The organism is Streptomyces sp. NBC_01232, from assembly GCF_035989885.1.
Classification (GTDB): Bacteria; Actinomycetota; Actinomycetes; order Streptomycetales; family Streptomycetaceae; genus Streptomyces.
On record NZ_CP108518.1, the window covers coordinates 6,127,803 to 6,152,837 of the forward strand.

At 71.5% G+C, this 25,035-nt stretch carries 20 protein-coding genes and 1 riboswitch; of the genes, 12 read left to right on the top strand and 8 right to left on the bottom strand.

Going from position 1 to position 25,035, the window contains the following annotated elements; all coding sequences use genetic code 11:
• Nucleotides 1–19: 19 nt before the first annotated feature.
• The gene (locus OG444_RS28390; RefSeq protein ID WP_327264834.1) at nucleotides 20–1,150 is read left to right on the top strand and encodes a CobW family GTP-binding protein; all 1,131 of its coding nucleotides are present in this window, start codon (nucleotides 20–22) and stop codon (nucleotides 1,148–1,150) included.
• On the opposite strand, the gene OG444_RS28395 is transcribed toward OG444_RS28390, so the two are convergent.
• Both OG444_RS28395 and OG444_RS28400 read right to left on the bottom strand, forming a co-directional pair.
• Nucleotides 1,147–3,225: a restriction endonuclease gene (locus OG444_RS28395; RefSeq protein ID WP_327264835.1), complete on the bottom strand. Its 2,079-nt coding sequence runs from the start codon at nucleotides 3,223–3,225 to the stop codon at nucleotides 1,147–1,149. The genes OG444_RS28390 and OG444_RS28395 overlap by 4 nt on opposite strands.
• A gap of 99 nt (nucleotides 3,226–3,324) precedes the next feature.
• On the bottom strand, nucleotides 3,325–5,781 hold the full coding sequence (locus OG444_RS28400) for a DNA gyrase/topoisomerase IV subunit A (protein WP_327264836.1): 2,457 nt from the start codon (nucleotides 5,779–5,781) through the stop codon (nucleotides 3,325–3,327).
• 269 nt (nucleotides 5,782–6,050) lie between these two features.
• Here OG444_RS28400 and OG444_RS28405 point away from each other — a divergent pair, with 269 nt between their 5' ends.
• From OG444_RS28405 to OG444_RS28420, 4 genes are all read left to right on the top strand, one after another.
• Entirely contained in the window at nucleotides 6,051–7,403 is a 1,353-nt protein-coding gene (locus OG444_RS28405) for a M16 family metallopeptidase (protein ID WP_383198722.1), read from the top strand.
• Between the two features lie 20 nt (nucleotides 7,404–7,423).
• Complete coding sequence (locus OG444_RS28410; RefSeq protein ID WP_327266961.1) at nucleotides 7,424–8,791, top strand: M16 family metallopeptidase; 1,368 nt, start codon at nucleotides 7,424–7,426, stop codon at nucleotides 8,789–8,791.
• A 217-nt stretch (nucleotides 8,792–9,008) separates the two neighbouring features.
• Nucleotides 9,009–9,168, top strand: a riboswitch (cyclic di-AMP (ydaO/yuaA leader).
• A 12-nt stretch (nucleotides 9,169–9,180) separates the two neighbouring features.
• Nucleotides 9,181–9,984, top strand: a complete 804-nt coding sequence (locus OG444_RS28415; protein ID WP_327264838.1) for a M23 family metallopeptidase — start codon at nucleotides 9,181–9,183, stop codon at nucleotides 9,982–9,984.
• Nucleotides 9,985–10,168: 184 nt separating this feature from the next.
• On the top strand, nucleotides 10,169–10,846 hold the full coding sequence (locus OG444_RS28420; protein ID WP_327264839.1) for a GntR family transcriptional regulator: 678 nt from the start codon (nucleotides 10,169–10,171) through the stop codon (nucleotides 10,844–10,846).
• A 305-nt stretch (nucleotides 10,847–11,151) separates the two neighbouring features.
• On the opposite strand, the gene OG444_RS28425 is transcribed toward OG444_RS28420, so the two are convergent.
• On the bottom strand, nucleotides 11,152–11,433 hold the full coding sequence (locus OG444_RS28425) for an HPr family phosphocarrier protein (RefSeq protein ID WP_030012489.1): 282 nt from the start codon (nucleotides 11,431–11,433) through the stop codon (nucleotides 11,152–11,154).
• A gap of 184 nt (nucleotides 11,434–11,617) precedes the next feature.
• Between OG444_RS28425 and OG444_RS28430 the strand changes: the two genes are divergently transcribed.
• Genes OG444_RS28430 through OG444_RS28445 form a run of 4 tightly spaced genes read left to right on the top strand, consistent with a single transcriptional unit; the run spans nucleotide 11,618 to nucleotide 16,973 of the window.
• Nucleotides 11,618–14,413, top strand: coding sequence for a bifunctional acetate--CoA ligase family protein/GNAT family N-acetyltransferase (locus tag OG444_RS28430; RefSeq protein WP_327264840.1), 2,796 nt, complete (start codon nucleotides 11,618–11,620; stop codon nucleotides 14,411–14,413).
• Between the two features lie 50 nt (nucleotides 14,414–14,463).
• Nucleotides 14,464–15,060, top strand: a complete 597-nt coding sequence (locus OG444_RS28435; protein WP_073909804.1) for a DUF5998 family protein — start codon at nucleotides 14,464–14,466, stop codon at nucleotides 15,058–15,060.
• Nucleotides 15,060–16,262: an alkaline phosphatase family protein gene (locus OG444_RS28440; RefSeq protein WP_327264841.1), complete on the top strand. Its 1,203-nt coding sequence runs from the start codon at nucleotides 15,060–15,062 to the stop codon at nucleotides 16,260–16,262. The genes OG444_RS28435 and OG444_RS28440 overlap by 1 nt, the downstream gene beginning before the upstream one ends.
• A gap of 60 nt (nucleotides 16,263–16,322) precedes the next feature.
• Nucleotides 16,323–16,973, top strand: coding sequence for a thymidine kinase (locus OG444_RS28445; RefSeq protein ID WP_327264842.1), 651 nt, complete (start codon nucleotides 16,323–16,325; stop codon nucleotides 16,971–16,973).
• 27 nt (nucleotides 16,974–17,000) lie between these two features.
• Here OG444_RS28445 and OG444_RS28450 read toward each other — a convergent pair whose 3' ends face one another.
• On the bottom strand, nucleotides 17,001–18,131 hold the full coding sequence (locus OG444_RS28450; protein WP_327264843.1) for a hypothetical protein: 1,131 nt from the start codon (nucleotides 18,129–18,131) through the stop codon (nucleotides 17,001–17,003).
• A gap of 76 nt (nucleotides 18,132–18,207) precedes the next feature.
• On the opposite strand from OG444_RS28450, the gene OG444_RS28455 reads away from it, so the two are divergent.
• Nucleotides 18,208–19,443, top strand: a complete 1,236-nt coding sequence (locus tag OG444_RS28455) for a plasmid pRiA4b ORF-3 family protein (protein ID WP_327264844.1) — start codon at nucleotides 18,208–18,210, stop codon at nucleotides 19,441–19,443.
• A complete protein-coding gene (locus OG444_RS28460) occupies nucleotides 19,421–20,116 on the top strand; it encodes a thymidine kinase (RefSeq protein ID WP_327264845.1) in 696 nt (231 codons plus the stop codon). Before OG444_RS28455 ends, OG444_RS28460 begins: the two co-directional genes overlap by 23 nt.
• Here the strand turns inward: OG444_RS28460 and OG444_RS28465 are convergent.
• A complete protein-coding gene (locus OG444_RS28465; protein ID WP_327264846.1) occupies nucleotides 20,103–20,360 on the bottom strand; it encodes a hypothetical protein in 258 nt (85 codons plus the stop codon). The genes OG444_RS28460 and OG444_RS28465 overlap by 14 nt on opposite strands.
• Before the next feature lie 288 nt (nucleotides 20,361–20,648).
• Entirely contained in the window at nucleotides 20,649–20,873 is a 225-nt protein-coding gene (locus tag OG444_RS28470; protein ID WP_327264847.1) for a hypothetical protein, read from the bottom strand.
• 200 nt (nucleotides 20,874–21,073) lie between these two features.
• Between OG444_RS28470 and OG444_RS28475 the strand changes: the two genes are divergently transcribed.
• Complete coding sequence (locus OG444_RS28475) at nucleotides 21,074–23,215, top strand: hypothetical protein (protein WP_327264848.1); 2,142 nt, start codon at nucleotides 21,074–21,076, stop codon at nucleotides 23,213–23,215.
• A gap of 75 nt (nucleotides 23,216–23,290) precedes the next feature.
• On the opposite strand, the gene OG444_RS28480 is transcribed toward OG444_RS28475, so the two are convergent.
• Together OG444_RS28480 and OG444_RS28485 are read right to left on the bottom strand one after the other, a co-directional pair.
• A complete protein-coding gene (locus tag OG444_RS28480; protein ID WP_327264849.1) occupies nucleotides 23,291–24,115 on the bottom strand; it encodes an ABC transporter permease in 825 nt (274 codons plus the stop codon).
• Nucleotides 24,112–25,032, bottom strand: a complete 921-nt coding sequence (locus OG444_RS28485) for an ABC transporter ATP-binding protein (protein ID WP_327264850.1) — start codon at nucleotides 25,030–25,032, stop codon at nucleotides 24,112–24,114. Before OG444_RS28485 ends, OG444_RS28480 begins: the two co-directional genes overlap by 4 nt.
• Nucleotides 25,033–25,035 lie beyond the last annotated feature (3 nt).

Consider the following 25,035-nt stretch of genomic DNA (forward strand, 5'->3'; position numbering starts at 1 on the left):
GCTGGCTACGATCGACCGGGTGAACAGCAGGCAGCCCATCCCCGTCGTCGTCCTCGCCGGTTTCCTCGGTTCCGGCAAGACCACCGTGCTGAACCATCTCCTCGCCAGTCGTGGGGGCACCCGGATCGGGGTCGTCGTCAACGACTTCGGTTCCATCGAGGTCGATGCGATGTCGGTGGCGGGCCAGGTCGGGGACTCGATGGTCTCCCTCGGCGGCGGCTGTCTGTGCTGCGCCGTCGACGGCAGCGAACTCGACGCGTACCTGGAGAAGCTCTCCGCCCCCGCGCACCGGATCGACGTGATCGTCATCGAGGCGAGCGGGCTGGCCGAGCCCCAGGAGATGATCCGGATGCTCATGGCCGGCGAGAACCCTGACGTCCGGTACGGCGGGATGGTGCAGGTCGTGGACGCCGCCGAGTTCGACGCCACCCGGGCGAGGCACCCGGAGACCGACCGCCACCTCGCCGTCGCGGACCTGGTGGTGCTCAACAAGACCGACCGGGTGGACGCCGCCGAGCGGGCCAGGATCGAGAAGGAGCTGGCCGCGCTGTGCGCCCCGGGCATCCCGGTCGTGGGCGCCGACCACGGGCGGATCGACCCGGAACTGCTCTTCGACCGCCGCCCCTGGACCGAGACCCGGGGACAGCTCTCCTTCGAGGACCTGCTCGCGGAGGCGGAGGGCCACGACCACGACCACTGCGGTCACGCGCACGCCGCGTACGAGAGCACGGAGTTCACCTCCGAGCAGGCCCTGTCCCCGCGCCGGTTCATCGACTTCCTCGACCGGCGCCCGGCCGGGCTCTACCGGATCAAGGGCTTCGTCTACTTCGGCGTACCCGGGCACGAGGAGCGCTACGAGGTCCACGCGGTAGGCCGCTTCCTCCGCTTCGCCCCGCGGCCCTGGGGGCGGGGCGAAGCGCGCCTGACACAACTGGTCATGATCGGCGCCGGCACCGACGGGGCGGGGCTGCTGCGCGGCCTGGAGGCCTGCAGGGAACCCGCCCCGCACGAGGCGAGCCCCGAGAGCATGTGGGGAGTGCTGCGGTACGTGGCGCGGACCGCGGAGCCCGAGGCAGGGACGGGCGACGTAGGGGCCGGCGAGGCAGGGGCGGGCGAGGAACTCCTCGAAGACGGCCCGGACAGGGTCTAGGCGACCTCTACCCCGTACTCGCCCAGCAGGGCCTCCAGGCCGCCGCGGTAGCCCTTGCCGCCGATCACGAAGTCCCAGTCGCCGTTGGCGCGGCGCCGGAACGAGCCGAGGACCAGAGCCGTCTCGCCCGCGCGCCCGTCGGAGACGTCGAGCCGGCCGAGTTCCTCGCCACCGGCCGACAGCAGGCGGATGTGGGCGTCGGTGAATCCGGCGAGATCGGCGTGCGGATCGACCTCCGGATCTATCGCGGCCACCAGGACCAGCCTGTCGGCCTGCGACGGCAGGGCGTCGAAGGAGACCTCCAGCGCCGCTTTGTCGGGCATCGCGTGGTCACGGGAGCGGACCGAACCGTCCGGGGTGCGCGGGTTGTTGAAGAAGACGAAGTGGTCCTCGCTGAGCACCCGGTTGCCCGTGCAGACGAGGGCGCACACGTCCAGGGCGACCGAACCCGACCAGGACATGCCGAGCACGTTGTGGTCCGCCGGGGGAGCCGGCTCCGGCTCGGGAGCCCGTCGCGCGGGCGCCGCGGCGGCGCCCCCGCCGAGCCGGCCCCGCAGCCCGTACTGGTGGAGCAGCTCGACCAGGTCCGCCCCGGGAACCAACTCCAGCGGCTTGCCGTTGGCAAAGGTGTACGACCCCGGCCCGAAGGACGCGGTGGTGACCAGCACCCCCTTGTTCGCCCCCTTGTCCTGGACCGTGCCGTACAGATCACGCACGGCCGTCGGCGGCACCGTGTTCCGGTAGCGCTTGACCTGCACCACGATCCGCCCGCCCCGGATCGGCGCCGGGTCCACCGCCTCCACGTCCACCCCGCCGTCGCCCGACCGCTGCGTGGTCACCGCCTCCATGCCCATCGCCCGGAACAGCTCGGCGACCAGGTTCTCGAAGGCGATCGGGTCCATCACGAAGAGATCGGGCTCGTCGCCGTCCGCGCCGCCGGTGTGCCCGCCATGGCTGACCACGTCCCCGCCGACCTCGTCCGGCCGGCGCCCGGGGCGCACCGCCGTCAGCTGGTCGGGCCGCGCCGACAGCTGCCCGCCCAGCCCCGAGACCAGACAGTCCACCGCGCTGACCTGCTCCAGGCGCAGCCCGGCGAAAGCACTGCGCGCCGCCGGCACGGTGGCGAGAACGAACCGCGCCTCCTGCCCCGTCACCGGATCGTGGCAGTCCACGAACCCGTTGACCACGACCGAGTCCAGTACCCCGAACTCGTCCGCCGCGTACAGCTCGCGCACCACCAGCAGCACGCACTGCGCAAGCAGGTCCCGGTAGAGCGCCCGTCGTTCCGTGACCGGGCGGGGCTTCACCTTGTCCTGGTCCGTGCTCGGCAGGTACTGCACCGCCCGGGCCTCCGGCACCACCGTGTACCCGGGCAGCTCCCAGTCCAGCACCAGCTGGCGCGCGGCCGGGTCGTACGCGGCCGTCACCTGCCTCGGCAGCGCCTCGGGCCAGGCCGTCGAGGCGTACAGGGCGGCCGAGAAGTACTCCACCGCCGCCTCGGCGTCGCCCGCGCGCAGGGCGTCGGCCAGCTCGGTGAGCCCGCTGTTGTGTTCCCGTACCCCGGCGAGCTGCTCCGCCGCCCACCGGTCGTACTGCTGCCGGTACGCGGCCAGTTGCTGCTGGCGCTGCGCCTCCGCCGCGTTCGCGGCCTGCCAGGCCTGGGTGTACCGGGCGTGCGCCTCGCGCTCCGCCTGCGCCCGGTGGCCCGAGCCGAGCGTCCAGCCGCTGCTCTGCCGCTGGAAGTCCTCGATGCGGGGCATCGGCACCGGCTGGGCCAGAGCGCCGGGGTTGAAGGGTTCCAGCCGGTCGGGCCGGGCCAGGTCGGACATCCGGAACGCCGGCGCCCGGCACCCGGCGGCCAACAGGCCCTTGAGGGCGGCGACCTCGGCGTCGAACTGCGCGGTGCGCCGCAGGGCCTCGGCCTCGCGGTACTGCCGGTGGCTGCGGGTCGCGTCCCGTTCGTAGGCCCGCTGCCGGCGCTCGGCATCCCGCTGCTGGACCAGCTGCGTCTGTTGCTGACGGCGCTGCGCCTCCGCCCAGTTCCCGATCAGTCCGCTGCCCGCTCGACGGCTCATCAGCTGCGTTCTCCCCCCACCACGTCCAAGGGGAAAACACTAGTCGGCATTCGGGTGGTACGTCCCCCCGGTCGCGCCACCCGAATGCCCTCGTACGGACTACAGCGCGGCTCCCGCCAGCGCCGCGACCACGGCCGGCAGCGCCGTTCCCGAGCCGTCCCGGCGCGGGTCCACGGCCGGCAGGCCGGCCGGAGTGCCGTTCGCCGACGCCGCACGGACGGGGGAACCGCCCGCCCAGGCCAGGACCAGCACGTCCTCGCCCTTCAGGAACCGCTGGCAGCGCACGCCACCCGTGGCCCGGCCCTTGCGCGGGTACTGGTCGAAGGGGGTCAGCTTCCCGGACGTCACCGAGTCGTCCAGGGTGCCGTGCGAGCCCGCCACCGTGAAGACCACGGCGTCCCGCGCCGGGTCCACGGCCGAGAAGTGGATCACCTTGGCGCTGCCGGCGAGCTTGATGCCCGCCATACCGCCCGCGGGGCGGCCCTGCGGGCGGACCTGGCCCGCCGGGTAGCGCAGCAGCTGGGCGTCGTCCGTGATGAAGACCAGGTCCTCCTCGCCCGTGCGCAGCTCGACCGCGCCGACGATCCGGTCACCCTCCTTGAGGGTGATGACCTCCAGCTCGTCCTTGTTCGCCGGGTAGTCCGGCACGACGCGCTTGACCACGCCCTGCTCGGTGCCCAGCGCCAGACCCTGCGAGGACTCGTCCAGCGAGGTCAGGCAGATGACCTTCTCGTCCGCCTCCAGCCCGGAGAGGAACTCCGAGACCGGGGCGCCGCCCGCCAGGTTCGGCGCGGCGTGGGTGTCCGGCAGCTGCGGCAGGTCGATCACCGACAGCCGCAGCAGCCGCCCGTACGAGGTGACCGCGCCGACGTCGGCCCGGGCGGTCGCCGCGACCTGCGAGACGATCAGGTCGTGCTTGGCGCGGGCGCCGCCCTCCTCCTCCGGCAGCGCGTCGCCGTTCGCCGTACGCGCCAGCAGGCCCGTCGAGGACAGCAGCACGCGGCACGGGTCGTCCGCGACCTCCAGCGGAACCGCCGCCACCGCGGTGCCCGCGGACTCCAGCAGCACGGTCCGGCGCTCGGTGCCGAACTTCTTCGCGACCGCCGCCAGTTCCGCGGAGACCAGCTTGCGCAGCTCGCTGTCCGACTCCAGGATCCCGGTCAGCTCGTCGATCTCGCCGGTCAGCCGGTCGCGCTCGGACTCCAGCTCGATCCGGTCGAACCGGGTGAGCCGGCGCAGCGGGGTGTCCAGGATGTACTGGGTCTGGATCTCGCTCAGCGAGAACCGCTCCATCAGCCGGGACTTGGCCTGCGCGGAGTTGTCGCTGTCCCGGATGAGCCGGATGACCTCGTCGATGTCGAGGAGCGCCACCAGCAGGCCCTCGACGAGGTGCAGCCGGTCGCGGCGCTTGGTGCGGCGGAACTCGCTGCGACGCCGGACGACCTCGAAGCGGTGGTCGAGATAGACCTCCAGCAGCTCCTTGAGGCCCAGCGTCAGGGGCTGCCCGTCCACCAGCGCCACGTTGTTGATGCCGAAGGACTCCTCCATCGGCGTCAGCTTGTAGAGCTGCTCCAGCACGGCCTCCGGGTGGAAGCCGTTCTTGATCTCGATGACCAGGCGCAGGCCGTGCGAGCGGTCGGTGAGGTCCTTGACGTCGGCGATGCCCTGGAGCTTCTTCGAGCCGACCAGGTCCTTGATCTTCGCGATGACCTTCTCGGGGCCGACCGTGAAGGGCAGTTCCGTGACGACCAGGCCCTTGCGGCGCGCCGTCACGTCCTCCACGGCCACGGTCGCGCGGATCTTGAACGTGCCGCGGCCGTTCTCGTAGGCGTCCTTGATGCCCGAGAGGCCGACGATCCGGCCGCCCGTGGGCAGGTCGGGACCCGGCACGAAGCGCATCAGCGCCTCCAGGTCCGCCTGCGGGTGGCGGATCAGGTGGCGGGCGGCCGCGATGACCTCGCCGAGGTTGTGCGGGGGCATGTTGGTGGCCATGCCGACCGCGATCCCGGACGCGCCGTTGACCAGCAGGTTCGGGTACGCGGCCGGGAGGGCGACCGGCTCCCGCTCCTGGCCGTCGTAGTTCGCGGTGAAGTCGACCGTGTCCTCGTCGATCGACTCGGTCATGAGCGACGTGGCGTCGGCCATCTTGCACTCGGTGTAACGCATCGCGGCCGGCGGGTCGTCGTTGCCGAGCGATCCGAAGTTGCCGTGGCCGTCGACCAGCGGCAGCCGCATGGAGAAGGGCTGGGCCATGCGCACGAGGGCGTCGTAGATGGACGCGTCACCGTGCGGGTGGAGCTTGCCCATGACCTCGCCGACGACACGGGCGCACTTCACGTAGCCGCGGTCGGGGCGCAGGCCCATCTCGTTCATCTGGTACACGATGCGCCGGTGCACCGGCTTCATGCCGTCCCGGGCGTCGGGCAGGGCGCGGGAGTAGATCACCGAGTACGCGTACTCGAGGAAGGAGCCCTGCATTTCGTCGACGACGTCGATGTCGAGGATCTTCTCCTCGAAATCCTCCGGCGGCGGGGTCTTCGTGCTGCGGCGGGCCATCGCTGCGCGGCTCCTTAACCAAAAATGGGGTGTGCTGGGTGGCTGGGTCTGGCGGTCTCGTCGTGGTCCGGCGGTCCGGGGGTGTCCGGCGAGGGTACGACGCGGACCATTGTGGCCCGACGCACCGACAACGCCGACTCCGACCCCGGGGGTCCCCCGGACGGAGTGCGGGGGAGTGACCCGGGAACTTATCCGGCGGTCGACGCGCTTGCATACAGTGGCAGGTCGATAAGAAATCTCTGCATCGCGATCGAAGGGACCACATGCCCATGGGTCACACGGCCACAGCCCAGGCCGGCTCCGGCGGCCTGACAGCGACCGAGCACCGGCTGGCCAACGGCCTGCGCGTGGTGCTGTCCGAAGACCACTTGACCCCGGTCGCCGCGGTCTGCCTCTGGTACGACGTCGGCTCCCGCCACGAAGTCAAGGGGCGTACCGGCCTGGCTCACCTCTTCGAGCACCTGATGTTCCAGGGCTCGGCGAGCGTACCGGGCAACGGGCACTTCGAACTGGTCCAGGGCGCCGGCGGTTCGCTCAACGGCACCACCAGCTTCGAGCGCACCAACTACTTCGAGACGATGCCGACCCACCAGCTGGAGCTCGCGCTCTGGCTGGAAGCGGACCGGATGGGGTCCCTGCTGGCCGCCCTGGACGACGAGTCCATGGAGAACCAGCGGGACGTCGTCAAGAACGAGCGCCGCCAGCGCTACGACAACGTGCCCTACGGCACGGCGTTCGAGCGGCTCACGGCCCTGGCCTACCCCGAGGGCCACCCGTACCACCACACCCCGATCGGCTCGATGGCCGACCTGGACGCGGCCTCCCTGGAGGACGCGCGCACCTTCTTCCGTACGTACTACGCGCCCAACAACGCGGTGCTCTCGGTCGTCGGGGACATCGACCCCGAGCAGACCCTCGCCTGGGTGGAGAAGTACTTCGGCACCATCCCCGCGCACGACGGCAAGCAGCCGCCCCGCGACGGCTCGCTGCCCGACACCATCGGGAAGCAGCTGCGCGAGGAGATCGTCGAGGAGGTCCCGGCGCGTGCGCTGATGGCCGCCTACCGGCTGCCGCACGACGGCACCCGCGAGTGCGACGCCGCCGACGTGGCGCTGACCATCCTGGGCGGCGGCGAGTCCTCGCTGCTGCACAACCGGCTGGTGCGCCGTGACCAGACGGCCGTCGCCGCCGGCTTCGGCATGCTGCGCCTGGCCGGGGCGCCGTCCCTGGGCTGGCTGGACGTCAAGACCTCCAGCGGGGTCGAGATCCCCACGATCGAGGCGGCCGTCGACGAGGAGCTCGCGCGGTTCGCCGCCGAGGGCCCGACGGCCGAGGAGATGGAGCGCGCCCAGGCGCAGCTGGAGCGGGAGTGGCTCGACCGGCTGAGCACGGTGGCCGGACGCGCCGACGAACTGTGCCGCTTCGCGGTGCTGTTCGGCGACCCGCAGCTGGCGCTGACCGCCGTCCAGCGGGTGCTGGACATCACCGCCGAGGAGGTGCAGGCCGTGGCCGCGGCCCGCCTGCGCCCGGACAACCGCGCGGTGCTCGTGTACGAGCCGATCGCGGCCGACGAGTCCGACCAGCACGACGAGTCCGACGAGAACGAGGGGGCGGAGCAGTGAGCGACACCGCAGCCGTCACGATGACCTTCCACCCGCAGCCGCAGGCCGGCGAACCGCAGCCGTGGGCCTTCCCGGCCCCCGACCGCGGGCAGCTGCCCAACGGGCTGACCCTGCTGCGCTGCCACCGGCCGGGACAGCAGGTCGTCGCGGTCGAGGTCAACCTCGCCGCCCCGCTCGACGCCGAGCCCGAGGGCCTGGACGGCGTGGCGACCATCATGGCGAGGGCGCTCTCCGAGGGCACCGACAAGCACTCGGCCGAGGAGTTCTCGGCCGAGCTGGAGCGGTGCGGCGCCACCCTCGACGCGCACGCCGACCACCCCGGCATCCGGGTCTCGCTGGAGGTTCCGGCCTCCCGGCTGCCCAAGGCGCTCGGCCTGCTCGCGGAGGCGCTGCGCGCCCCCGCCTTCGCCGACGCAGAGGTGGACCGGCTGGTGCGCAACCGGCTCGACGAGATCCCCCACGAGCTGGCCAATCCGCAGCGCCGCGCCGCCAAGCAGCTCTCCAAGGAGCTCTTCCCGGCCACCTTGCGGATGTCCCGGCCGCGCCAGGGCACCGAGGAGACGGTCGCGCGGATCGACTCCGCCGCCGTACGCGCCTTCTACGAGGCCCACGTACGCCCCGCGACGGCCACCGCGGTGGTCGTCGGCGACCTGACCGGCATCGACCTGGACGCCGTGCTGGCGGACACCCTGGGCACCTGGACGGGCAACACCGCCGCGGCCCGCCCGGTGCCGCCGGTGACCGCGGACGACACCGGCCGCGTGGTCATCGTGGACCGGCCCGGAGCGGTCCAGACGCAGCTGCTGATCGGCCGGATCGGGTCGGACCGCCACGACCGGGTGTGGGCGGCCCAGGTGCTGGGCACCTACTGCCTGGGCGGCACCCTCACCTCGCGCCTGGACAAGGTGCTGCGCGAGGAGAAGGGGTACACCTACGGCGTGCGTGCCTTCGGCCAGGTGCTGCGCTCCACCGCGGACGGCAAGGGCGCCTCGATGCTCGCCATCAGCGGCTCGGTGGACACCCCGAACACCGGCCCGGCGCTCGAGGACCTCTGGAAGGTGCTGCGCACCCTCGCGGAGGGCGGTCTGACCGACGCCGAACGCGATGTCGCCGTACAGAACTTGGTGGGCGTGGCCCCGCTGAAGTTCGAGACGGCGGCCTCGGTCGCGGGCACTCTCGCCGACCAGGTCGAGCAGGAACTGCCGGACGACTACCAGGCGCAGTTGTACGCCCAGCTCGCCGAAACCGGCACCGTGGAGGCCACTTCCGCGGTCGTGAAGGCCTTCCCGGCGGACCGGCTGGTCACCGTTCTGGTGGGCGACGCCTCGCTGATCGAGGAGCCCGTCCGGGCCCTCGGGATCGGTGCGGTGACGGTCGTCTCCAACTGACGCCCGGGTGACGGTCCTTTGAGGGCCGGCTGAAGGATTCGGCAAGGGGTTCTGGTGACTTGTTCACCAGAACCCCTTTTGTCCGTTTAGTGGTGAGGTTGCTTGTATGCGGTGTGGCGTACGCAACAAAAAGCCGTGTCTGTTTGGCGATTGACTGATGATCCGCCTAGCGTCGGCCGTGCTGTCCGTCAGTTGTGCCCGCCGCACCCGCGGCACCGGACAGTGATCGCCGAGTCCCCGTCAGGCGCGAGCCTGGGGAGCCGGGGACCCACATGTGTCCCTGGGGTGAATCGGACCCCCTCGCAAGAGGAGATCCGTAGGAGACCTTCCTGCTCCGAACCCGTCAGCTAACCCGGTAGGCGAGAAGGAAGGAAAGGATCAAACCCTTCATGGCGTTTGGCAGTCGTCCCGCTGGCTCCGGTAAGCACCGTGGTTCCAGCCGTCTGAGCCGCAAGACCGCCGGTTACGCCGGTATCGCCGCGATCGCCACCACGGGTGTCGTCGGCTCCCTCGCCGCCCCGGCCTTCGCCGCGGACAACCACAGCAGCAACATCGGCCAGGACAACGGCCTGAACGCGGTGGTCGTCGCCGAGGACCTCGCGGGCGACATTTCCGACCAGGCCGACTCCCAGCGCCGCGCCGCCGAGCACGACGCCGCGAAGGCGCAGGCCGAGGCCGACGCGAAGCAGCGGGCCGCGGAGGCCAAGCGCCTCGCCGAGGCCAAGGCGAAGGCCGAGCGCGAAGCCGCCGAGCGTGCGGCCCGCGAAGAGGAGCGCAAGCGCCTCAACACCTTCGTCGCCCCGCTCTCCGACTCGTACGTCAGCACGCAGTACCACGCGGGCGGCGGCATGTGGTCCTCCGGCAGCCACACGGGCATCGACTTCCACGCCTCCTCCGGCACCTCGGTGCACGCGGTGGGCGTGGGCACGGTCGTCGAGGCCGGCTGGGGCGGCGCGTACGGCAACAACGTCGTCATCAAGCACAACGACGGCACGTTCACGCAGTACGGCCACCTGTCCTCGCTGAGCGTCTCCGTCGGCCAGCAGGTCACCCCGGGCCAGCAGATCGGTCTGTCGGGCTCCACCGGCAACTCCAGCGGCCCGCACCTGCACTTCGAGGCCCGCACCGGCTCGCAGTACGGCTCGGACATCGACCCGATCGCGTACCTGCGCTCGCACGGCGTCAGCCTCTGACCCGGCCCCGCACCGCTTCACCGAAGACCCCGGCTCCCCGAGCCGGGGTCTTTGTGTTGCGCCCTTGTGCAAATGTTTCGTATTTCCGGCCGCTCTCGGAAATTATCGTGTGTTGCAATAGAGTCGCAGCACGCGCTTGGGCGTGCAATGAGGCTGGCAGTCGGAAATAGGCGGAGGTCCTGTCTTGCGTATTCCTGCGCACGCGGTATGCACAGCAATCCGCGACGACATCGTCTCCGGGGTGTTCGAGCCGGGCGGCCGGCTGACCGAGGAGGTGCTGGCCCGCCGGTACGGGGTCTCGCGCGTCCCGGTCCGCGAGGCCCTGCGGACCCTGGAGTCGGAAGGGTTCGTGACCACGCGGCGCCACGCGGGGGCCTGCGTGGCCGAGCCGACCGAGCAGGAGGCCGCGGACCTGCTGGAGGTGCGGATGCTCCTGGAGCCGCTGGCCGCCGCCAGAGCCGCCCGGCGGCGCACAGACGCACACCTCAAGGTGCTGCGGGGGCTGGTCAGGCTGGGGCAGGAGCGGGCCAGGCGGGGCCAGGGGGAGGATCTGCGGTCCCTGGGCGGCTGGTTCCACGAGACGCTCGCACAGGCCTCCGGCAGCCCCGGCCTGATCGCGATGCTCACGCAGATGCGGCACAAGATCGCCTGGATGTACGTGGTGGAGGCGCCGGCCCGGCCCGTGGAGTCCTGGGCGGAGCACGGCGCGATCGTGGACGCGGTGGCGCGCGGCGATGCCGAACGGGCGCGAGCGCTGACCGTGCTCCATGCCGACCGGGCGGCGGGGGCGCACCGGCCGAGGCTCCGCCCGGCGGTGAGGACTTCGCAACCTGTCGTAAACATGTCGAGCGGCCGGCATTAACAGGAGCCGTATACAAAGGATGGAATCACGCGAATTCGCTGCGCGGTGGGCGGTCGATTTCTGCCCCGAGACAATGTGCCGTGCCGAATTCCTGCGGAGCTGAATGCCGGTGCGCCCGGCATTTCGGCGAGACCCTTTCCGTGCCGCCGGGCCGGTTTCTTCCCGTTCCGATTCCGGAGGGGAAGCCGTGCGGCAAGCCGTGCGGGCGGAGCCGTTACCGGGAGCGGCGGTCAGGGCGCGGGAATGACGAAGCCGCGGTCCCCGTCCGGGGGCCGCGGCTTCGTGGTGGGGTCGAACCCGAAGGGTCAGACGGTCTCGGGGAGCTCCTCGAGACCCTCGGCGACCAGCTTCGCGAGGCGGTCCAGCGCGGCGTCCGCACCCTCGGCCTCGGAGGCGAGGACGATCTCCTCGCCGCCCTGGGCGCCCAGGCCCAGAACCGCCAGCATGGAGGCGGCGTTGACGGGGTCGCCGCCGGACTTCGCGATGGTCACCGGGACGCCGGAAGCGGTCGTCGCACGGACGAAGATCGAGGCGGGACGAGCGTGCAGGCCCTCGGCCCAGCCGACGTTGACGCGGCGCTCTGCCATGGTGATGCCCTTCAGGTTCTTACGGTTGTCTAGACCAGTCTCTCACGACGCCCGGAATGCTCGGACCGACCTTCGGCCTGAATTTTTCGCCGTTCGACCTTCCCCAGCTTGCACTGACTTGTCCCGATATGCATCATGCGCCGCGCGCGCACTGCCGGGCCCGATCCGGCCGTAAGGTAGGCCCATGACCATCGAGTCGGACCCCTCCTACCCGGCCCACTGGGAAGCCGATGTCGTCCTCCGTGACGGCGGCACCGCCCGGATCAGGCCCATCACCACCGAGGACGCGGGCCGGCTCGTCAGCTTCTACGAGCAGGTCTCGGACGAGTCGAAGTACTACCGCTTCTTCGCTCCCTACCCCCGCCTCTCCGACCGCGACGTGCACCGCTTCACGCACCACGACTACGTGGACCGGGTCGGCCTCGCCGCAACCATCGGCGGGGAGTTCATCGCCACCGTCCGCTACGACCGCATCGACGCCGACGGCCGGCCCGCCTCCGCACCCGCCGACGAGGCCGAGGTCGCCTTCCTCGTCCAGGACGCCCACCAGGGCCGCGGGGTCGCCTCCACCCTCCTCGAACACATCGGGGCGGTGGCCCGGGAACGCGGCATCCGGCGGTTCGCCGCCGAGGTGCTGCCCGCCAACACCAAGATGATCAAGGTGTTCACGGACGCCGGCTACCAGCAGAAGCGCAGCTTCGAGGACGGCTCCGTCCACCTCACCCTCGACCTCGAACCCACCGCCGAGTCCCTCGCCGTGCAGCGCGCCCGCGAACAGCGCGCCGAGGCCCGCTCCGTGCAGCGGCTGCTGGCGCCCGGCTCGGTGGCCGTGGTCGGAGTCAGCCGTTCCGGCGCGGGCGTGGGCGCGGCCGCACTGCGCAACCTGCGCGACAGCGGCTTCCACGGCCACCTCTACGCCGTCAACGAGGCCGTCACCCGCGACCTGCTCGACGGCGTACGGGCCTACCGCACGGTCGAGGCCATCGGCGGCCCCGTCGACCTCGCGGTGATCGCGGTCCCGGCCGACCGGGTCCCCGACGCGGTGGCCGCCTGCGGCGAGCACGGCGTGCAGGGGCTCGTCGTCCTGTCCGCCGGATACGGCGAGAGCGGCCCGGCCGGACTCGCCCGCCAGCGCGAACTGGTGCGGCAGGTGCGCTCGTACGGGATGCGGCTCATCGGGCCGAACGCCTACGGGGTGATCAACACCTCCCCGGACGTGGAGCTCAACGCCTCCCTCACCCCCGCCCCGATGCCGACGCGCGGCCGCATCGGCCTGTTCACGCAGTCCGGGGCCATCGGCATCGCCCTGCTCTCCGGTCTGCTCCGGCGCGGCGAGGGCCTGTCCTCCTTCGTCTCCGCGGGGAACCGGGCCGACGTCTCGGGCAACGACATCCTCCAGTACTGGTACGACGACGAGGCCACCGACGTCGCGCTGCTCTACCTCGAAACCCTCGGCAACCCGCGGAAGTTCACCCGCCTCGCCCGCCGGACGGCGGCCGTCAAGCCCGTGGTCGTCGCCAAGGGCGGCCGCCACAGCCCCGCCGGGCACGTCGTCCCCGACACCAGGCTGCCGGACGCCACCGTCTCCGCCCTGCTGCGGCAGGCCGGCGTCATCCGCGTCGACACGGTCACCGAGCTCGTGGACGTCGGCCTCCTGCTCGCCGCACAGCCACTGCCCGCCGGGCCCCGGATCGCGATCCTCGGCAACTCCGAATCCCTCGGGATCCTCACCTACGACGCCTGCCTCACCCAGGGCCTGCGGCCGCTGCCGCCGCTGGACCTGACGACGGCCGCCTCACCGGCGGACTTCCGCGCCGCCCTCACCGACGCACTGCGCTCCGAGGACTGCGACGCGGTGGTCGTCACGGCCATCCCCTGGGTGAGCGAGGACGCACCCGCGGACGACCTGGCCGGCGCGCTGCGCGACGCGGTGGCCGAGTACCCCGGCAAGCCCGTGGCGGTGGTGCACGTCGAGCTCGGCGAGCTCGTCGAGGCACTCTCCGCGGTGCGGGGCCTCCCGCAGCCCGCCCCCTACCGGAACTGGGGCCCGGCCCCGGACCCCGCCCCGGACGCCGCACCCCCGGCGGCGGTCCCGCTGTCCGCCGCGGGCGACAGCATCCCCAGCTACCCCGCCGCCGAGCGGGCGGTCAAGGCCGTCGCCGAAGCGGTCCGGTACGGGCAGTGGCGCCGGGCCACCGCCGACGCCGGGCAGGTCCCCGAGTACGAGGACATCGACGAGGCCGGGGCCGCGGCGCAGCTGGCCGGACTCCTGGTGGACGTCGACGCCGGGGCCGTGCTGACCCTGACCGACTGGGACGCCCGCGAGCTGCTCGCGCGGTACGGGATCCGGGTCCTGCCCACCCTGCCCGCCCCGAGCGCCGACGCGGCGGTCCGGGCCGCCGGGGTCCTGGGCTACCCGGTGGCGCTCAAGACCACCGCCCCCCACCTGCGCCACCGCGCGGACCTCGGCGGCGTACGGCTCGACCTCACGAGCGAGGCCGAGCTGCGGCGCTCGTACGAGGAGCTCACCGACGCGCTCGGCAAGCCGGCCGAGCTCCAGCCCGTGGTGCAGGCCATGGTGCCGCGCGGGGTCGACACCGTCGTCCGCTCGGTCATCGACCCGGCCGCGGGCGCCGTCCTCTCCTTCGGGCTCGCCGGTGTGGCCTCCGAGCTGCTCGGCGACACCGCGCACCGGCTCGTGCCGGCCACCGACCGGGACGCCGCCGGACTGATCCGGTCCATCCGGACGGCTCCCCTGCTGTTCGGCTGGCGCGGCAGCGACCCCGTGGACACACCCGCCCTGGAGGACCTGCTCCTGCGGCTCTCCCGCCTCGTCGACGACCATCCCGAGGTGACGGGCGTCCTGCTGGAGCCCGTCGTGGTCGCCGCGGAGGGCGTCTCGGTGCTCAGTGCCACCGTCCGTGTCGCGCACCCGCCCGCCCGCGGTGATCTCGGTCCGCGGACCCTCCCCAGTTACTGACCGGGTACGGCGCGGTGGGAGGGCACCCGAAGGGCCTTACCATTGACCCCATGGCGAAATCCGGTACGACGACCCAGGGGCTGCGCACGGCGATCGAGCGCAGCGGCTACTACCCGGCCCTCGTGGCCGAGGCCGTGGAGGCCGCGGTGGGCGGCGAGCCGATTTCGTCGTACCTGGTCCACCAGGAGACGACCTTCGACTCCAACGAGGTGCGCCGCCACGTCACGGTGCTGGTCCTGACCGGTAACCGGTTCATCGTCAGCCACACCGACGAGCAGGCCGCCGACGCCGGGTCCCCCTCCCCGTACGCGACCACCTCCACCGAGTCGGTCAAGCTGTCCAGCATCTCCTCCGTGGTGCTCAGCCGCGTCGTCGCCAACCCGGAGTCCTACACCCCCGGCACGCTGCCCCGTGAGGTCGTCCTGACCATCGGCTGGGGCGCGGTCTCCCGGATCGACCTGGAGCCGGCCGCCTGCGGCGACCCGAACTGCGACTCCGACCACGGCTACACCGGCAACTCCACCGCCGACGACCTCAGCCTGCGCGTCAGCGAGGCCGGCGACGGCCCGGAGGCGGTGCGCCAGACCCTGGTCTTCGCGCAGGCACTCTCCGAGGCAACGGCGGCGACCTCCACCCCCGCCCGCTGATGGCGTTTTCCGCGGCACAGGAGTGGCCCGAGCCGGAGCTGCTGGACCTGGCCGGTGCCCCCGTCCCGGAGTACGGCACCGGGTCGCTCGCCGACCTGCTGCCCACGCTCGTGGCCGGCCAGGGCGTCCCCGGTTTCACGGCCGCCATCACGGAGCTGACCCCGGCCGACCGGAACTGCGTGTTCCTGGTCGACGGCATGGGCTGGGAGCAGATCAAGGCCCACCCGGACGAGGCCCCGTACCTCACCTCCCTCCTCGGCAGCTCGCGCGGCGGCACCGGCCGCCCGATCACCGCGGGCTTCCCGGCGACCACCGCCACCTCGCTGGCCTCCGTGGGCACGGGGCTGCCGCCGGCCCGCCACGGCCTGCCCGGCTACGCCGTGCGCAACCCGGCCACCGGCGAGCTGATGAACCAGCTCCGCTGGCACCCGTGGACCGCGCCGAAGCCCTGGCAGCCGTACCCGACCGTCTTCCAGCAGGCCGACAAGGCAGGCGTGGCGACCGCCCAGGTGTCCTCGCCCGCCTTCCAGACCACCCCGCTCACCAAGGTCGCGCTCAGCGGCGGCACCTTCCTCGGCCGGATGACCGGCGAGGAGCGGATGGACCTGGCGGCCGAGCGCCTCGCGGCCGGTGACCGCTCGCTCGTCTACACGTACTACAGCGAGCTCGACGGGGCCGGACACCGCCATGGAGTGGACTCCGACGCCTGGCGTGGCCAGCTGATGTACGTGGACCGGCTCGTCCAGCGGCTCGCCGAGCAGCTTCCGGCGCGCACCGCCCTCTACGTCACCGCGGACCACGGCATGGTCGACGTCCCCTTCGACGAGGACTCCCGGATCGACTTCGACGAGGACTGGGAACTGAGCGCCGGCGTCGCCCTGCTGGGCGGCGAGGGCCGGGCCCGGCACGTGTACGCGGTGCCGGGCGCGCAGGCCGACGTACTGACCGTGTGGCGCGAGGTGCTCGGCGACCGGTTCTGGGTCGCGAGCCGCGAAGAGGCCCTGGAGCTGGGCTGGTTCGGCGTGCCGGGGGAGTGCGACGAGCGCGTGCTCGGCCGTATCGGCGACGTGGTCGCGGCCGCCCAGACCGATGCCGCGATCACCGCCTCGCGCAACGAGCCGAACGAGTCCGCGCTCGCCGGAATGCACGGCTCGATGACCGCCGCGGAGCAGCTCGTCCCGCTCCTCGAAATCCGCACCTGACGCCTCACCCTTCATCCCTCACCCACCACCTGCCCACGACCCGAAAGGTCCGTACTTCCCATGCCCGAGCTGGTGTTCTTCTCCGGAACGATGGACTGCGGAAAGAGCACACTGGCGCTCCAGATTGCGCACAACCGCGATGCTCGCGGTCTGCAGGGCGTGATCTTCACCCGCGACGACCGCGCGGGCGAGGGCAAGCTCTCGTCCCGCCTCGGCCTCGTGACGGAGGCCGTGGAGGCGCCCGAGGGCATGGACCTGTACGCGTATCTGGTCGCCCAGCTCTCGGCGGGCGGCAAGGCGGACTACGTGATCGTGGACGAGGCCCAGTTCCTCGCGCCCGAGCAGATCGACCAGCTGGCCCGCATCGTGGACGACCTCGGCCTGGACGTCTTCGCCTTCGGCATCACCACGGACTTCCGCACGAAGCTCTTTCCCGGCTCGCAGCGCCTGATCGAGCTGGCCGACCGCCTGGAGCAGCTCCAGGTGGAGGCCCTGTGCTGGTGCGGCGCCCGCGCCACGCACAACGCCCGTACGGTGGGCGGCGAGATGGTGGTCGAGGGCGCCCAGGTCGTCGTCGGCGACGTCAACCGCCCGGCGGGGGAGATCGGCTACGAGGTCCTCTGCCGCCGCCACCACCGCAAGCGGATGACTTCGGCCGTGGCCCACGTGGGTGCCCTCTCCCCGGACGTCCTCCCGGTCAACCACGCCTGACCGTCTTCTTCCATGCCGACGGCCGAGTTAGCGGAGGCCGTGACTGTCGAGACGGTGGATGAGGCCGGGCCGGCTCCGGTAGGTGTCGCGCAGGAGCCCCAGACGCTGCTGGAAATCGACACCGTGGCCGGTGTGAGCGCAGGCATCGCGCAGGTCACGAAGGAGGGTGACAGTCGCGTCGTAGGCGCTGGTCTTCTTGGTGGCGATGTGTGCTTCGGCCTGGTTCCAGATGGCGTCCGCCTCGGCGGCGAGTGCGGTCAGGCGCTCGGCGCGGGCTCGCAACCGGTCGCGTTCGGCGTGGCCCTGGCGCTGGGCACGGTGGGTGTGCGCGGCATCCAGGAGCTGGGCGGCGGTCCGGTTCCCGGGTGCGGCCCCGGGGGTGGAGGTGTCTCGCAGGCGGTGCAGGAGGTCGGTGTGCAGGTGGGGTTCCGGGCCGAGGGCGAGGCGCAGCAGTAGGGCGTCCTTCTCCTTGTCCGGGAGGGCGGAGACGAGTTGCGCGAGCTCCTTCCGTGTCAGACCGGCCGCGGGTTCCGGCGCCGCGGGGCTGCTCTGTGCGGCGACAGCGAGCAAGTCGGTGTCGACGCGCAGGAAGTCCGCGAGCGCGCTTTGCGGAGCCGTGAGTTCGCCCAGGCCGGCGGGGACGGGAGGCTCCAGGGCGGACTGGTACTCCTCTTCGTCGTCGTCTTCGGCTTCCCAGGCAGAGAGGGCGGAGAGCCACGCCAGATAGAGGGGCCGCATATCGCCGGTGGCGAGTTCCTCGCGTACGCCGATGACGGCGGCCAGCGAATCATCGGCTCCCTCGACCCAGTCGCCGCCCTCGTCCTCGCTGGTCAGGTCGAGGAGAAGGTGGGTCCGGGTGGCCCAGGTTTCGACGTGGTGGCCGAGACCGTACGGTTGGACGCTGCGCAGGGCCAGGCGCTGTAGGGGCAGGCGGAGCATCAGCCGGTGTGTGCCCCAGCTGGCGACGTACAGATGGGCGTCGAAGTACCGCTCCACCAGGTTTCGCGGATTCTCCCGCAGGTCGCCCCAGTGGTACTCGTTGGTGAAGCTGGTGGCGGTGATCCTGGCACGGCTGGAGACGCCCCGCAGTGCTTCCCGCTGGTCGCCGCTCAGCGGCCGGTCGAGGGCCTGAAACTCGTAGTACTGGTACTCGCTCACCAGAAGCACCCTACGGCTGACGGCGGTGCGGGAGGGTAGGTTCGGCGAGGTGGCGAGAGGACGGAACGGAGCGGTTGTGGACGAGCCTCATGGCAAGACAGCCGGACAGGTGCGGGAGTTGGTCGGGTGGATCGGCGCGGGACGGAAATTGACGCAGACCGGCCGCCTCACGCTCGCGGACGCCCGGACCTTGGTGGAGCTGCTGGACACCGGCGACCAGATGGACCCGGTGATCGGTGACCGGATGTTCAAGACGAAGTCCAGCGAGGAGCTGTACCACCTGAATCTGCTGGTGGAATGGGCTAAGGCCGCCCGACTGCTGAGGGTTGCCGGTGGCCGTCTGCTCCCGGTGAAGAAGAACGCCCGGCTGCTCGACCGGCCCGACGGCCTGTGGGACGCCCTCTTCGAAGCGGTACCGCGCATCGGGAGTGCCGTACTGGTCTCGGGTTGGCTTGAGTCGGTCTTCTCGCAGGAGTACGCCGCCGGCCTGCGGGCGCTGCTGCATCGGCTCTACGCGGCTCGCGGCCCGGTCGCCGGCGACGCGCTGCGCAGAGCGGTGTGGCAGGCGGTGACCGCTCCCTACATCCTCGACGATGTGCCGCCCGAGCGGCTGCGGGGCTGGCGCGGTAGCAACGACCGTGACGTGCGGCTGTTGCTCGACGCCCTCGCGGCCCTCGGGGCCGTCCGAAGCGACGATGACACCGTGGAGCTGACCGGTCAGGGCAGGCGGGCCGTGGCCGTGATGCGCGGCGAACCGCTCCCCGGAGACCCGGTGTTCCAGCTGCGCATCGATCTAGAGGACATTGTCGAACCGGCGGTCTGGCGACGTGTGCTGGTGCCGGCCGCGGCCCGGCTCGACCAAGCGCATGCCGTGATCCAGGCTGTCATGGGCTGGGAGAACAGCCATATGCACGCCTTCACCGTGGACGGCGTCCAGTACGGCCGGGCCAACACCGAGCTCGACTTCGGGGACGAGCGGGTCGTCAGTCTCGGCGCCCTGCTCAAGGAGGGAGGGAGTCTTGTGTACACGTACGACTTCGGTGACTCCTGGGACCACCGCGTCACGGTGGAGCACCGGCTCTCAGCCGAGGCGGACCGGAGCTATCCCGTCTGCGTAGCCGGTTCCGGCGCCTGCCCTCCTGAGGACTGCGGAGGCGCCGGGGCCTATGAAGACCTCAAGCGGACTCTTGCCGATCCGACGCGGACGGAGCACGACGACCTCGTGCGGTGGCTTGGCCTCGACTCCGGGGTGGGGTTCGACCCGGCCCGGTTCACCCTCGGCGAAGCCAATGACAGACTCCGGCAGATGTAACCCACCCGTCCCGGGCGCTACCCCTGGGCGGGCCCGGTTCAGCCGAGATGGTGGATGCCCCAGTAAGAAGACCCTGGCGCTCCAGATCGCCCACAACCGTGACGCCCGGGGCCTGCAGGGAGTCATCTTCACGCGGGACGACCGGGCGGGTGAGGGCAAGCTGTCCTCGCGCCTGGGGCTGGTGACGGAGGCGGTCGAGGCGCCGGAGGGCATGGACCTGTACGCGTACCTGGTCGCGCAGTTGTCCAAGGGCGGCAAGGCGGACTACGTGATCGTGGACGAGGCGCAGTTCCTGGCTCCCGAGCAGATCGACCAGCTGGCCCGTGTCGTCGACGACCTCGGCCTGGACGTGTTCGCCTTCGGCATCACCACCGACTTCCGCACGAAGCTGTTCCCGGGCTCGCAGCGACTGATCGAGCTGGCGGACCGCCTCGAACAGCTCCAGGTGGAGGCGCTGTGCTGGTGCGGCGCCCGTGCCACGCACAACGCCCGTACGGTGGGCGGGGAGATGGTCGTCGAGGGCGCCCAGGTCGTCGTGGGCGATGTGAACCGCCCGGCGGAGGAGATCGGCTACGAGGTGCTCTGCCGCCGCCACCACCTGCGCCGCATGACCTCGGCCGCGGCCCATGCCGGCTCCCTCTCCCCGGACGTCCTCCCGGTCAACCACGCCTGACCGGCTGGGCACCCGCGGCGGCGATCCGGTGGCGGAGATCGGCGGCCATGGCTACTGCGTGCTGCCCTGGGTCGAGGGTGAGCACGTCCAGGGGACCGACCTCACCCTTGCCCAGGCGCGCGATCTCGGCGTCCTTCTGGCGCGACGCCACGAGGCCCTCCACCACCGGCGCGGCCTCCTGGCGCGGTACGCCGCTGCCGGGCCGAAGGGCGAGGTCCCGGCCGGGCCCCACAGGTGGACGCACGGCGACTTCCCGTACCGCAACCTGCTGCGGCAGGACGGGCGGGTCGTGGGGACAAGCGGCCTACGCGGCCCGCCGGCAACCTTGCCGCCGGGCGGGCCGGCCTTCCCTGCCGCCCGCGCCGGAGGCGTACGCCGCAACCCGGAGCGGGCGCATACCGGCGACTGCCGGATGGCAGCCGCGGCCGCCACTGCCCGGGGTGCGCACAGGCCGTCCGGGCGACCTGCTGACGGTCCCCGACACGCTGGCGGGCCGTGGGGCGACCGGCTGGGGTCCGCTCGCTCGCCGGATTCAGCGGCGTGCTCGCCAGGTGCCGTAGAGGGCGGCGACGGCGCTGATGACTCCGGCGAATCCGGCTTCGCCGACGGTGAGATAGGTGCCGGCGCAGGTCGCGAGGAGCGCGACCAGGACCACGGCATCGGGGGTGCGGTGCCGCCTGGTCTCCAGTTCGGGTTCGCGGGCGGCGGGGGGCCGGTCGGGGTCGGGTGTCTGCGGGGTGGTGCCGGTGTCGGTCATGACTCCAGGAGAGCGCGTCTTCTGCCGGGTTCCCAGTGATCCGTACGGGCCCGCCCGGACCCGGACGTCATTGCGTTTCGGCCGATGGAGACCGGGCCGGTTCCGGACGGGCCGAGGCGTTCGTAACCGTTCGGAGCATTCCGCATACGTACGGTCTCACCGCCCTCTAGCGTGGCCTTTCCGTACTGGCAGGGGGTTGGATGGCAGCCGAAGAATCCGGGGTCGAGCCGCGGGACAGCGAGGCGGTCGAGGCGTACGAGGCAGCGCTGGCTGCCTTCGCCGAGAAGCTGAACCTGCTCCACATTTCCGGCGGTTCCCCCTCCTACGCGACGGTCGCCGCCGCCTCCGTGCAGCCGCGCCTGACCACCACCGGCGTGACCGAGATGCTCTCCGGCAAGCGCCTGCCCTCCCTGGAGTCGCTCCTCGAGTTCGTCCGGGTCGTCACCACCCCCAGCGGCCTGGACAAGCCGACCGCCGTAAAGTTTCGCGCCGACTCCGCCCTCGTCAAGGAGTGGCGCGGGTCCTGGCAGGACGTCAAGCTGGCCCAGCGGCGCGCCCAGTGGGAGAGCAAGCGCCAGCGGGCCACGGCCCCGTCCCAGGGCGGTTCTCCGGCCGGCTCGGCGGCGGACGCAGATGCGCCCCCGGAGGACCGGCGCCCCAAGGCCCCTGTGCAGGGGCCTGATCCAGCGGATGGCCGTCCTGCAACCGACCGGGCTGGAAGCCCGGTTTGCGCGGAGCCCTCCGAGTCGCCGGTCTCGGCGCAGGTATCCGCAGTGTCGGCACGATCAGGTGCGGGGCGGAGCTTCTGGCTCAGGCTTCCGCGCTGGCTGATGGTGGTGATCGCGTTGGTGTCGGTGCTCGCTTTGATCGCGGGTGGCTGGTGGTGGTACGTAGAGTGGGGGAGGGTGGCTGAGGATCTTGAGAATCTCGAGAATCAGCGGAAAGTGGACGCGCAGTTTCGCAAGGCTCATTGCGGCACCACGAACCAGGCCCTGACGACTGCGTCCGACGTGTGTGTGGGGATCACCGACGGCAGTGACGGGCCAGGCGTCTTCGGTCCCGGGCTCGAGCCGGCACTGGCCGTGCTCAACGCCGAGAACACGGCCGTGGAGAAGACCGACGGCTATGTCACCGTGGCGCTGATGGGGCCGCTGACCCAGGGCCCGGGCAGCCTGACCGGCGACCGCGCCGTGCACCAGATCGAGGGAGCCCTCATCGCAGTGCTCAAGGCGAACAAGGGCGACGTCTACCCCAAGATTCGGCTGGTGCTGGCCAACATGGGCTCGGACGAAACGCATTGGCATGGAGTCGTCGACCAGCTCAAGACGATGAGCAGTGCGCCCGGCGCAGCGGGCCCGCTCGTCGCGGTGACCGGGATGGGCCTGAGCCAGCAGGAGTCGATCGATGCCGCACGGTCACTGTCGGCAGCCTCCATCCCGATGGTCGGCGACGTCATCACCGCAGACGGATTCGATACCACCGGAAGTATCGACACCGGAGCCAGGATCGAGGGTCTGGTACGTGTCGCAGCCAACTCCAGCGCACAGCTGCAGGCGATCAGTCAGGAACTCCGCAAGCGTCCGGAGCTGAAGACCGCCGCCCTTGTGACCGCCCCGACCACTCCCGCCGGAACCCCCGACTTCTACACGAACTCCATCGCAAAGGCAGCCCAGAACCCGGCAACCGGGCTCCTTCCCTACCTGCAGGCCGGAAGTATCTCCTTCAACTTCGACGTTCGAGGCGGCGCCGCGCAGACCAGCCTCGGCACCATCAGCAAGAACCTCTGCGGCAAGGTCACACCCGACGTGGTGGTCTACGCAGGGCGCGCGACCTTCCTGCCCACCTTCCTGGAGAAGTTGCGCCAGCGGCAGTGTCGCACCATCCCGATCACCGTGGTCACGGGCTCCGACGCGGCCACTCTGGATCGCAAGCTGCCTGCCCTGAACGACCCCGATGCACCCATTTCAGTCCTTTACGTCCCGCTCGCCGATCCCAGCCAGCTCGGTGACAACACCAACCCCGACCGAGGCCTCTACCAGGCCTTCGCCGACGACTTCGGTCGCGTCCACCACGATCAGAAGTTCGACACAGGCCACCTGGCCAGCGGATGGGCAGTCATGGCCCACGACGCGACCGGCACCGCGATCCTGGCCATCCGCAACGCCGTCGACCCGCCCCAGACGCCGCCCACCGTCTATGCGGTCAGAGCGCAGCTCTACCTCTTCGACGTCACCAACGTCATCGAAGGAGCCAGCGGCGTCTTTCGCATCGACCCTCAGACCGGCAACCGGAAGAGCCTCCACACTCCCCAGGTGGTACGCCTGGGCACCCCCAGCGGCTGACCGGACGACACCGTCCCCCTGCAGCGCCCTGTCACCTGCCCGGTCCGCGCCTCCGGGTCTCTCGCAGAGGCACGCTCACACATCGCGGTGCCTCACGACGAGCACGGCGAGCACGACCGCGAGCAGTGGCCAGAGTGCGTACACGATCCAGGAGCCGGGGACCGTGGCGGCGTGTCCCAGGGATCCGGGGTCCGGGTCCCAGTTCTGGACCAGGCGCTTCCAGGCGGTCGACACCATCGCGTGGTTGACGGCCGCCGACCAGCGATCGTTCTCCGTGAACATGGGGGGCAGCATGAGCAGGGTGAAGACGCAGGCGAGCATGGTTGCGGCGCTGTGGCGGAGCAGGACGCCGAGGCCCAGACCGATCAGGGCGCAGACCGGGGCCAGCAGCGCGGATGCCACCAGCGCCCGGAACACCCCGGGGTGGGTGAGCGGGACCCCGGCGTGCCGCCCGCTCAGGACGGCCTGGGAGACCAGGAAGGAACCGGTGGCGATGACCGCGCCGACCGCGGTCCACAGCGTGGCGGTGACGGCCGCCTTGGCCAGGACCACCGAGCCGCGGGCGGGCACGGCCACGGTGGTGGTGCGGATCAGGCCGCTGCTGTACTCGCTCACGACGGTGAGCGCGCCGATGCTGCCGGCGACGAGCATCAGCGTCCAGTAGCCGGCCGGCGGATAGGCGTCGTAGGGCAGGAAGTCAGCGGGGCCGGAGCGGGCGGCGCTGTCCGCGAGTGTGGCCACGGCGGAGGACCCGATGACGAACACGATGGTGAGTGCGATCGTCCATGGTGTGGAGCGCAGGGACCGCATCTTGATCCACTCGGAGGCGAGCAGGTCGCGGAAGCGGGTGGGCGGCCCGGTGACCGGGGTGGTCGGGGGGACAGGGGCGAGTGTGGTCATCGGGGCTGTCCTGCCTGGTATTCGACACTGTCGACGGTGAGTTCCATGAACGCCGCCTCCAACGAGGCTGCGTGGATGGTCAGTTCGTCCAGCCGGATCCGGTTCTCGAAGGCGAGCGCTCCGATCCGGTCTGCCGGGAGCCCGGTCACGGCGAGTTTCTCGCTGCCCGCCGAGCCTTCCGGTTCGACCGTTGCGCCCGCCGCGGTCAGCAGGGCTGTCAGCTCGGCGGCCTGTGGTGTCGCCACCACGACGCTGCGACGGGTTCCGCGTGCCGCGAAGTCCCGTACCGACTCGGCGGCGATGAGGCGACCCCGGCCGATGACGACGAGCTGGTCGGCGGTGTTCTCCATTTCCGACATGAGGTGGCTGGAGAGGAAGACGGTTCGTCCCTCGGCGGCCAGACGCCGGAAGAGCCGGCGTACCCAGAGCACGCCTTCCGGGTCCATGCCGTTGATCGGCTCGTCGAACATGAGCACGGGCGGGTCGCCGAGCAGGGCCGTGGCGATCCCCAGCCGCTGCTTCATGCCGAGGGAGAAACCGCCGATGCGACGGCTCGCCGCCTCGGCCAGCCCGACTTCCTGGAGCACCTCGTCCACCCGGCGCCGCGGGATGCCGTTGCTGCGGGCCAGGGCGGACAGGTGGGCGGCGGCGCGGCGGCCGCCGTGGACCTGTCCGGCGTCGAGGAGGGCGCCGACGTGCCGCAGTCCGCGCGCGTGCTGGTGGAAGGGGACGCCGCTGACGGTGGCGGAGCCGGTGGTGGGCGCATCCAGGCCGAGGATCATCCGCAGGGTGGTGGACTTGCCGGCTCCGTTGGGGCCGAGGAATCCGGTGACCTGGCCCGGCCGCACGGTGAAGGACAGATGGTCGACGGCCGTCTTGCGGCCGTAGCGCTTGGTGAGTTCGTTGACTTCGATCACGGC

Coding starts and splice junctions, on each gene's coding strand:
- OG444_RS28395 (WP_327264835.1), bottom strand. CDS start 3,225: ATGAGCCGTCGAGCGGGCAGCGGACTGATCGGGAACTGGGCGGAGGCG.
- OG444_RS28405 (WP_383198722.1), top strand. CDS start 6,051: ATGGGTCACACGGCCACAGCCCAGGCCGGCTCCGGCGGCCTGACAGCG.
- OG444_RS28410 (WP_327266961.1), top strand. CDS start 7,424: ATGACCTTCCACCCGCAGCCGCAGGCCGGCGAACCGCAGCCGTGGGCC.
- OG444_RS28470 (WP_327264847.1), bottom strand. CDS start 20,873: ATGACCGACACCGGCACCACCCCGCAGACACCCGACCCCGACCGGCCC.
- OG444_RS28400 (WP_327264836.1), bottom strand. CDS start 5,781: ATGGCCCGCCGCAGCACGAAGACCCCGCCGCCGGAGGATTTCGAGGAG.
- OG444_RS28445 (WP_327264842.1), top strand. CDS start 16,323: ATGCCCGAGCTGGTGTTCTTCTCCGGAACGATGGACTGCGGAAAGAGC.
- OG444_RS28425 (WP_030012489.1), bottom strand. CDS start 11,433: ATGGCAGAGCGCCGCGTCAACGTCGGCTGGGCCGAGGGCCTGCACGCT.
- OG444_RS28440 (WP_327264841.1), top strand. CDS start 15,060: ATGGCGTTTTCCGCGGCACAGGAGTGGCCCGAGCCGGAGCTGCTGGAC.
- OG444_RS28435 (WP_073909804.1), top strand. CDS start 14,464: ATGGCGAAATCCGGTACGACGACCCAGGGGCTGCGCACGGCGATCGAG.
- OG444_RS28415 (WP_327264838.1), top strand. CDS start 9,181: ATGGCGTTTGGCAGTCGTCCCGCTGGCTCCGGTAAGCACCGTGGTTCC.
- OG444_RS28480 (WP_327264849.1), bottom strand. CDS start 24,115: ATGACCACACTCGCCCCTGTCCCCCCGACCACCCCGGTCACCGGGCCG.
- OG444_RS28430 (WP_327264840.1), top strand. CDS start 11,618: ATGACCATCGAGTCGGACCCCTCCTACCCGGCCCACTGGGAAGCCGAT.
- OG444_RS28475 (WP_327264848.1), top strand. CDS start 21,074: ATGGCAGCCGAAGAATCCGGGGTCGAGCCGCGGGACAGCGAGGCGGTC.
- OG444_RS28460 (WP_327264845.1), top strand. CDS start 19,421: ATGACAGACTCCGGCAGATGTAACCCACCCGTCCCGGGCGCTACCCCT.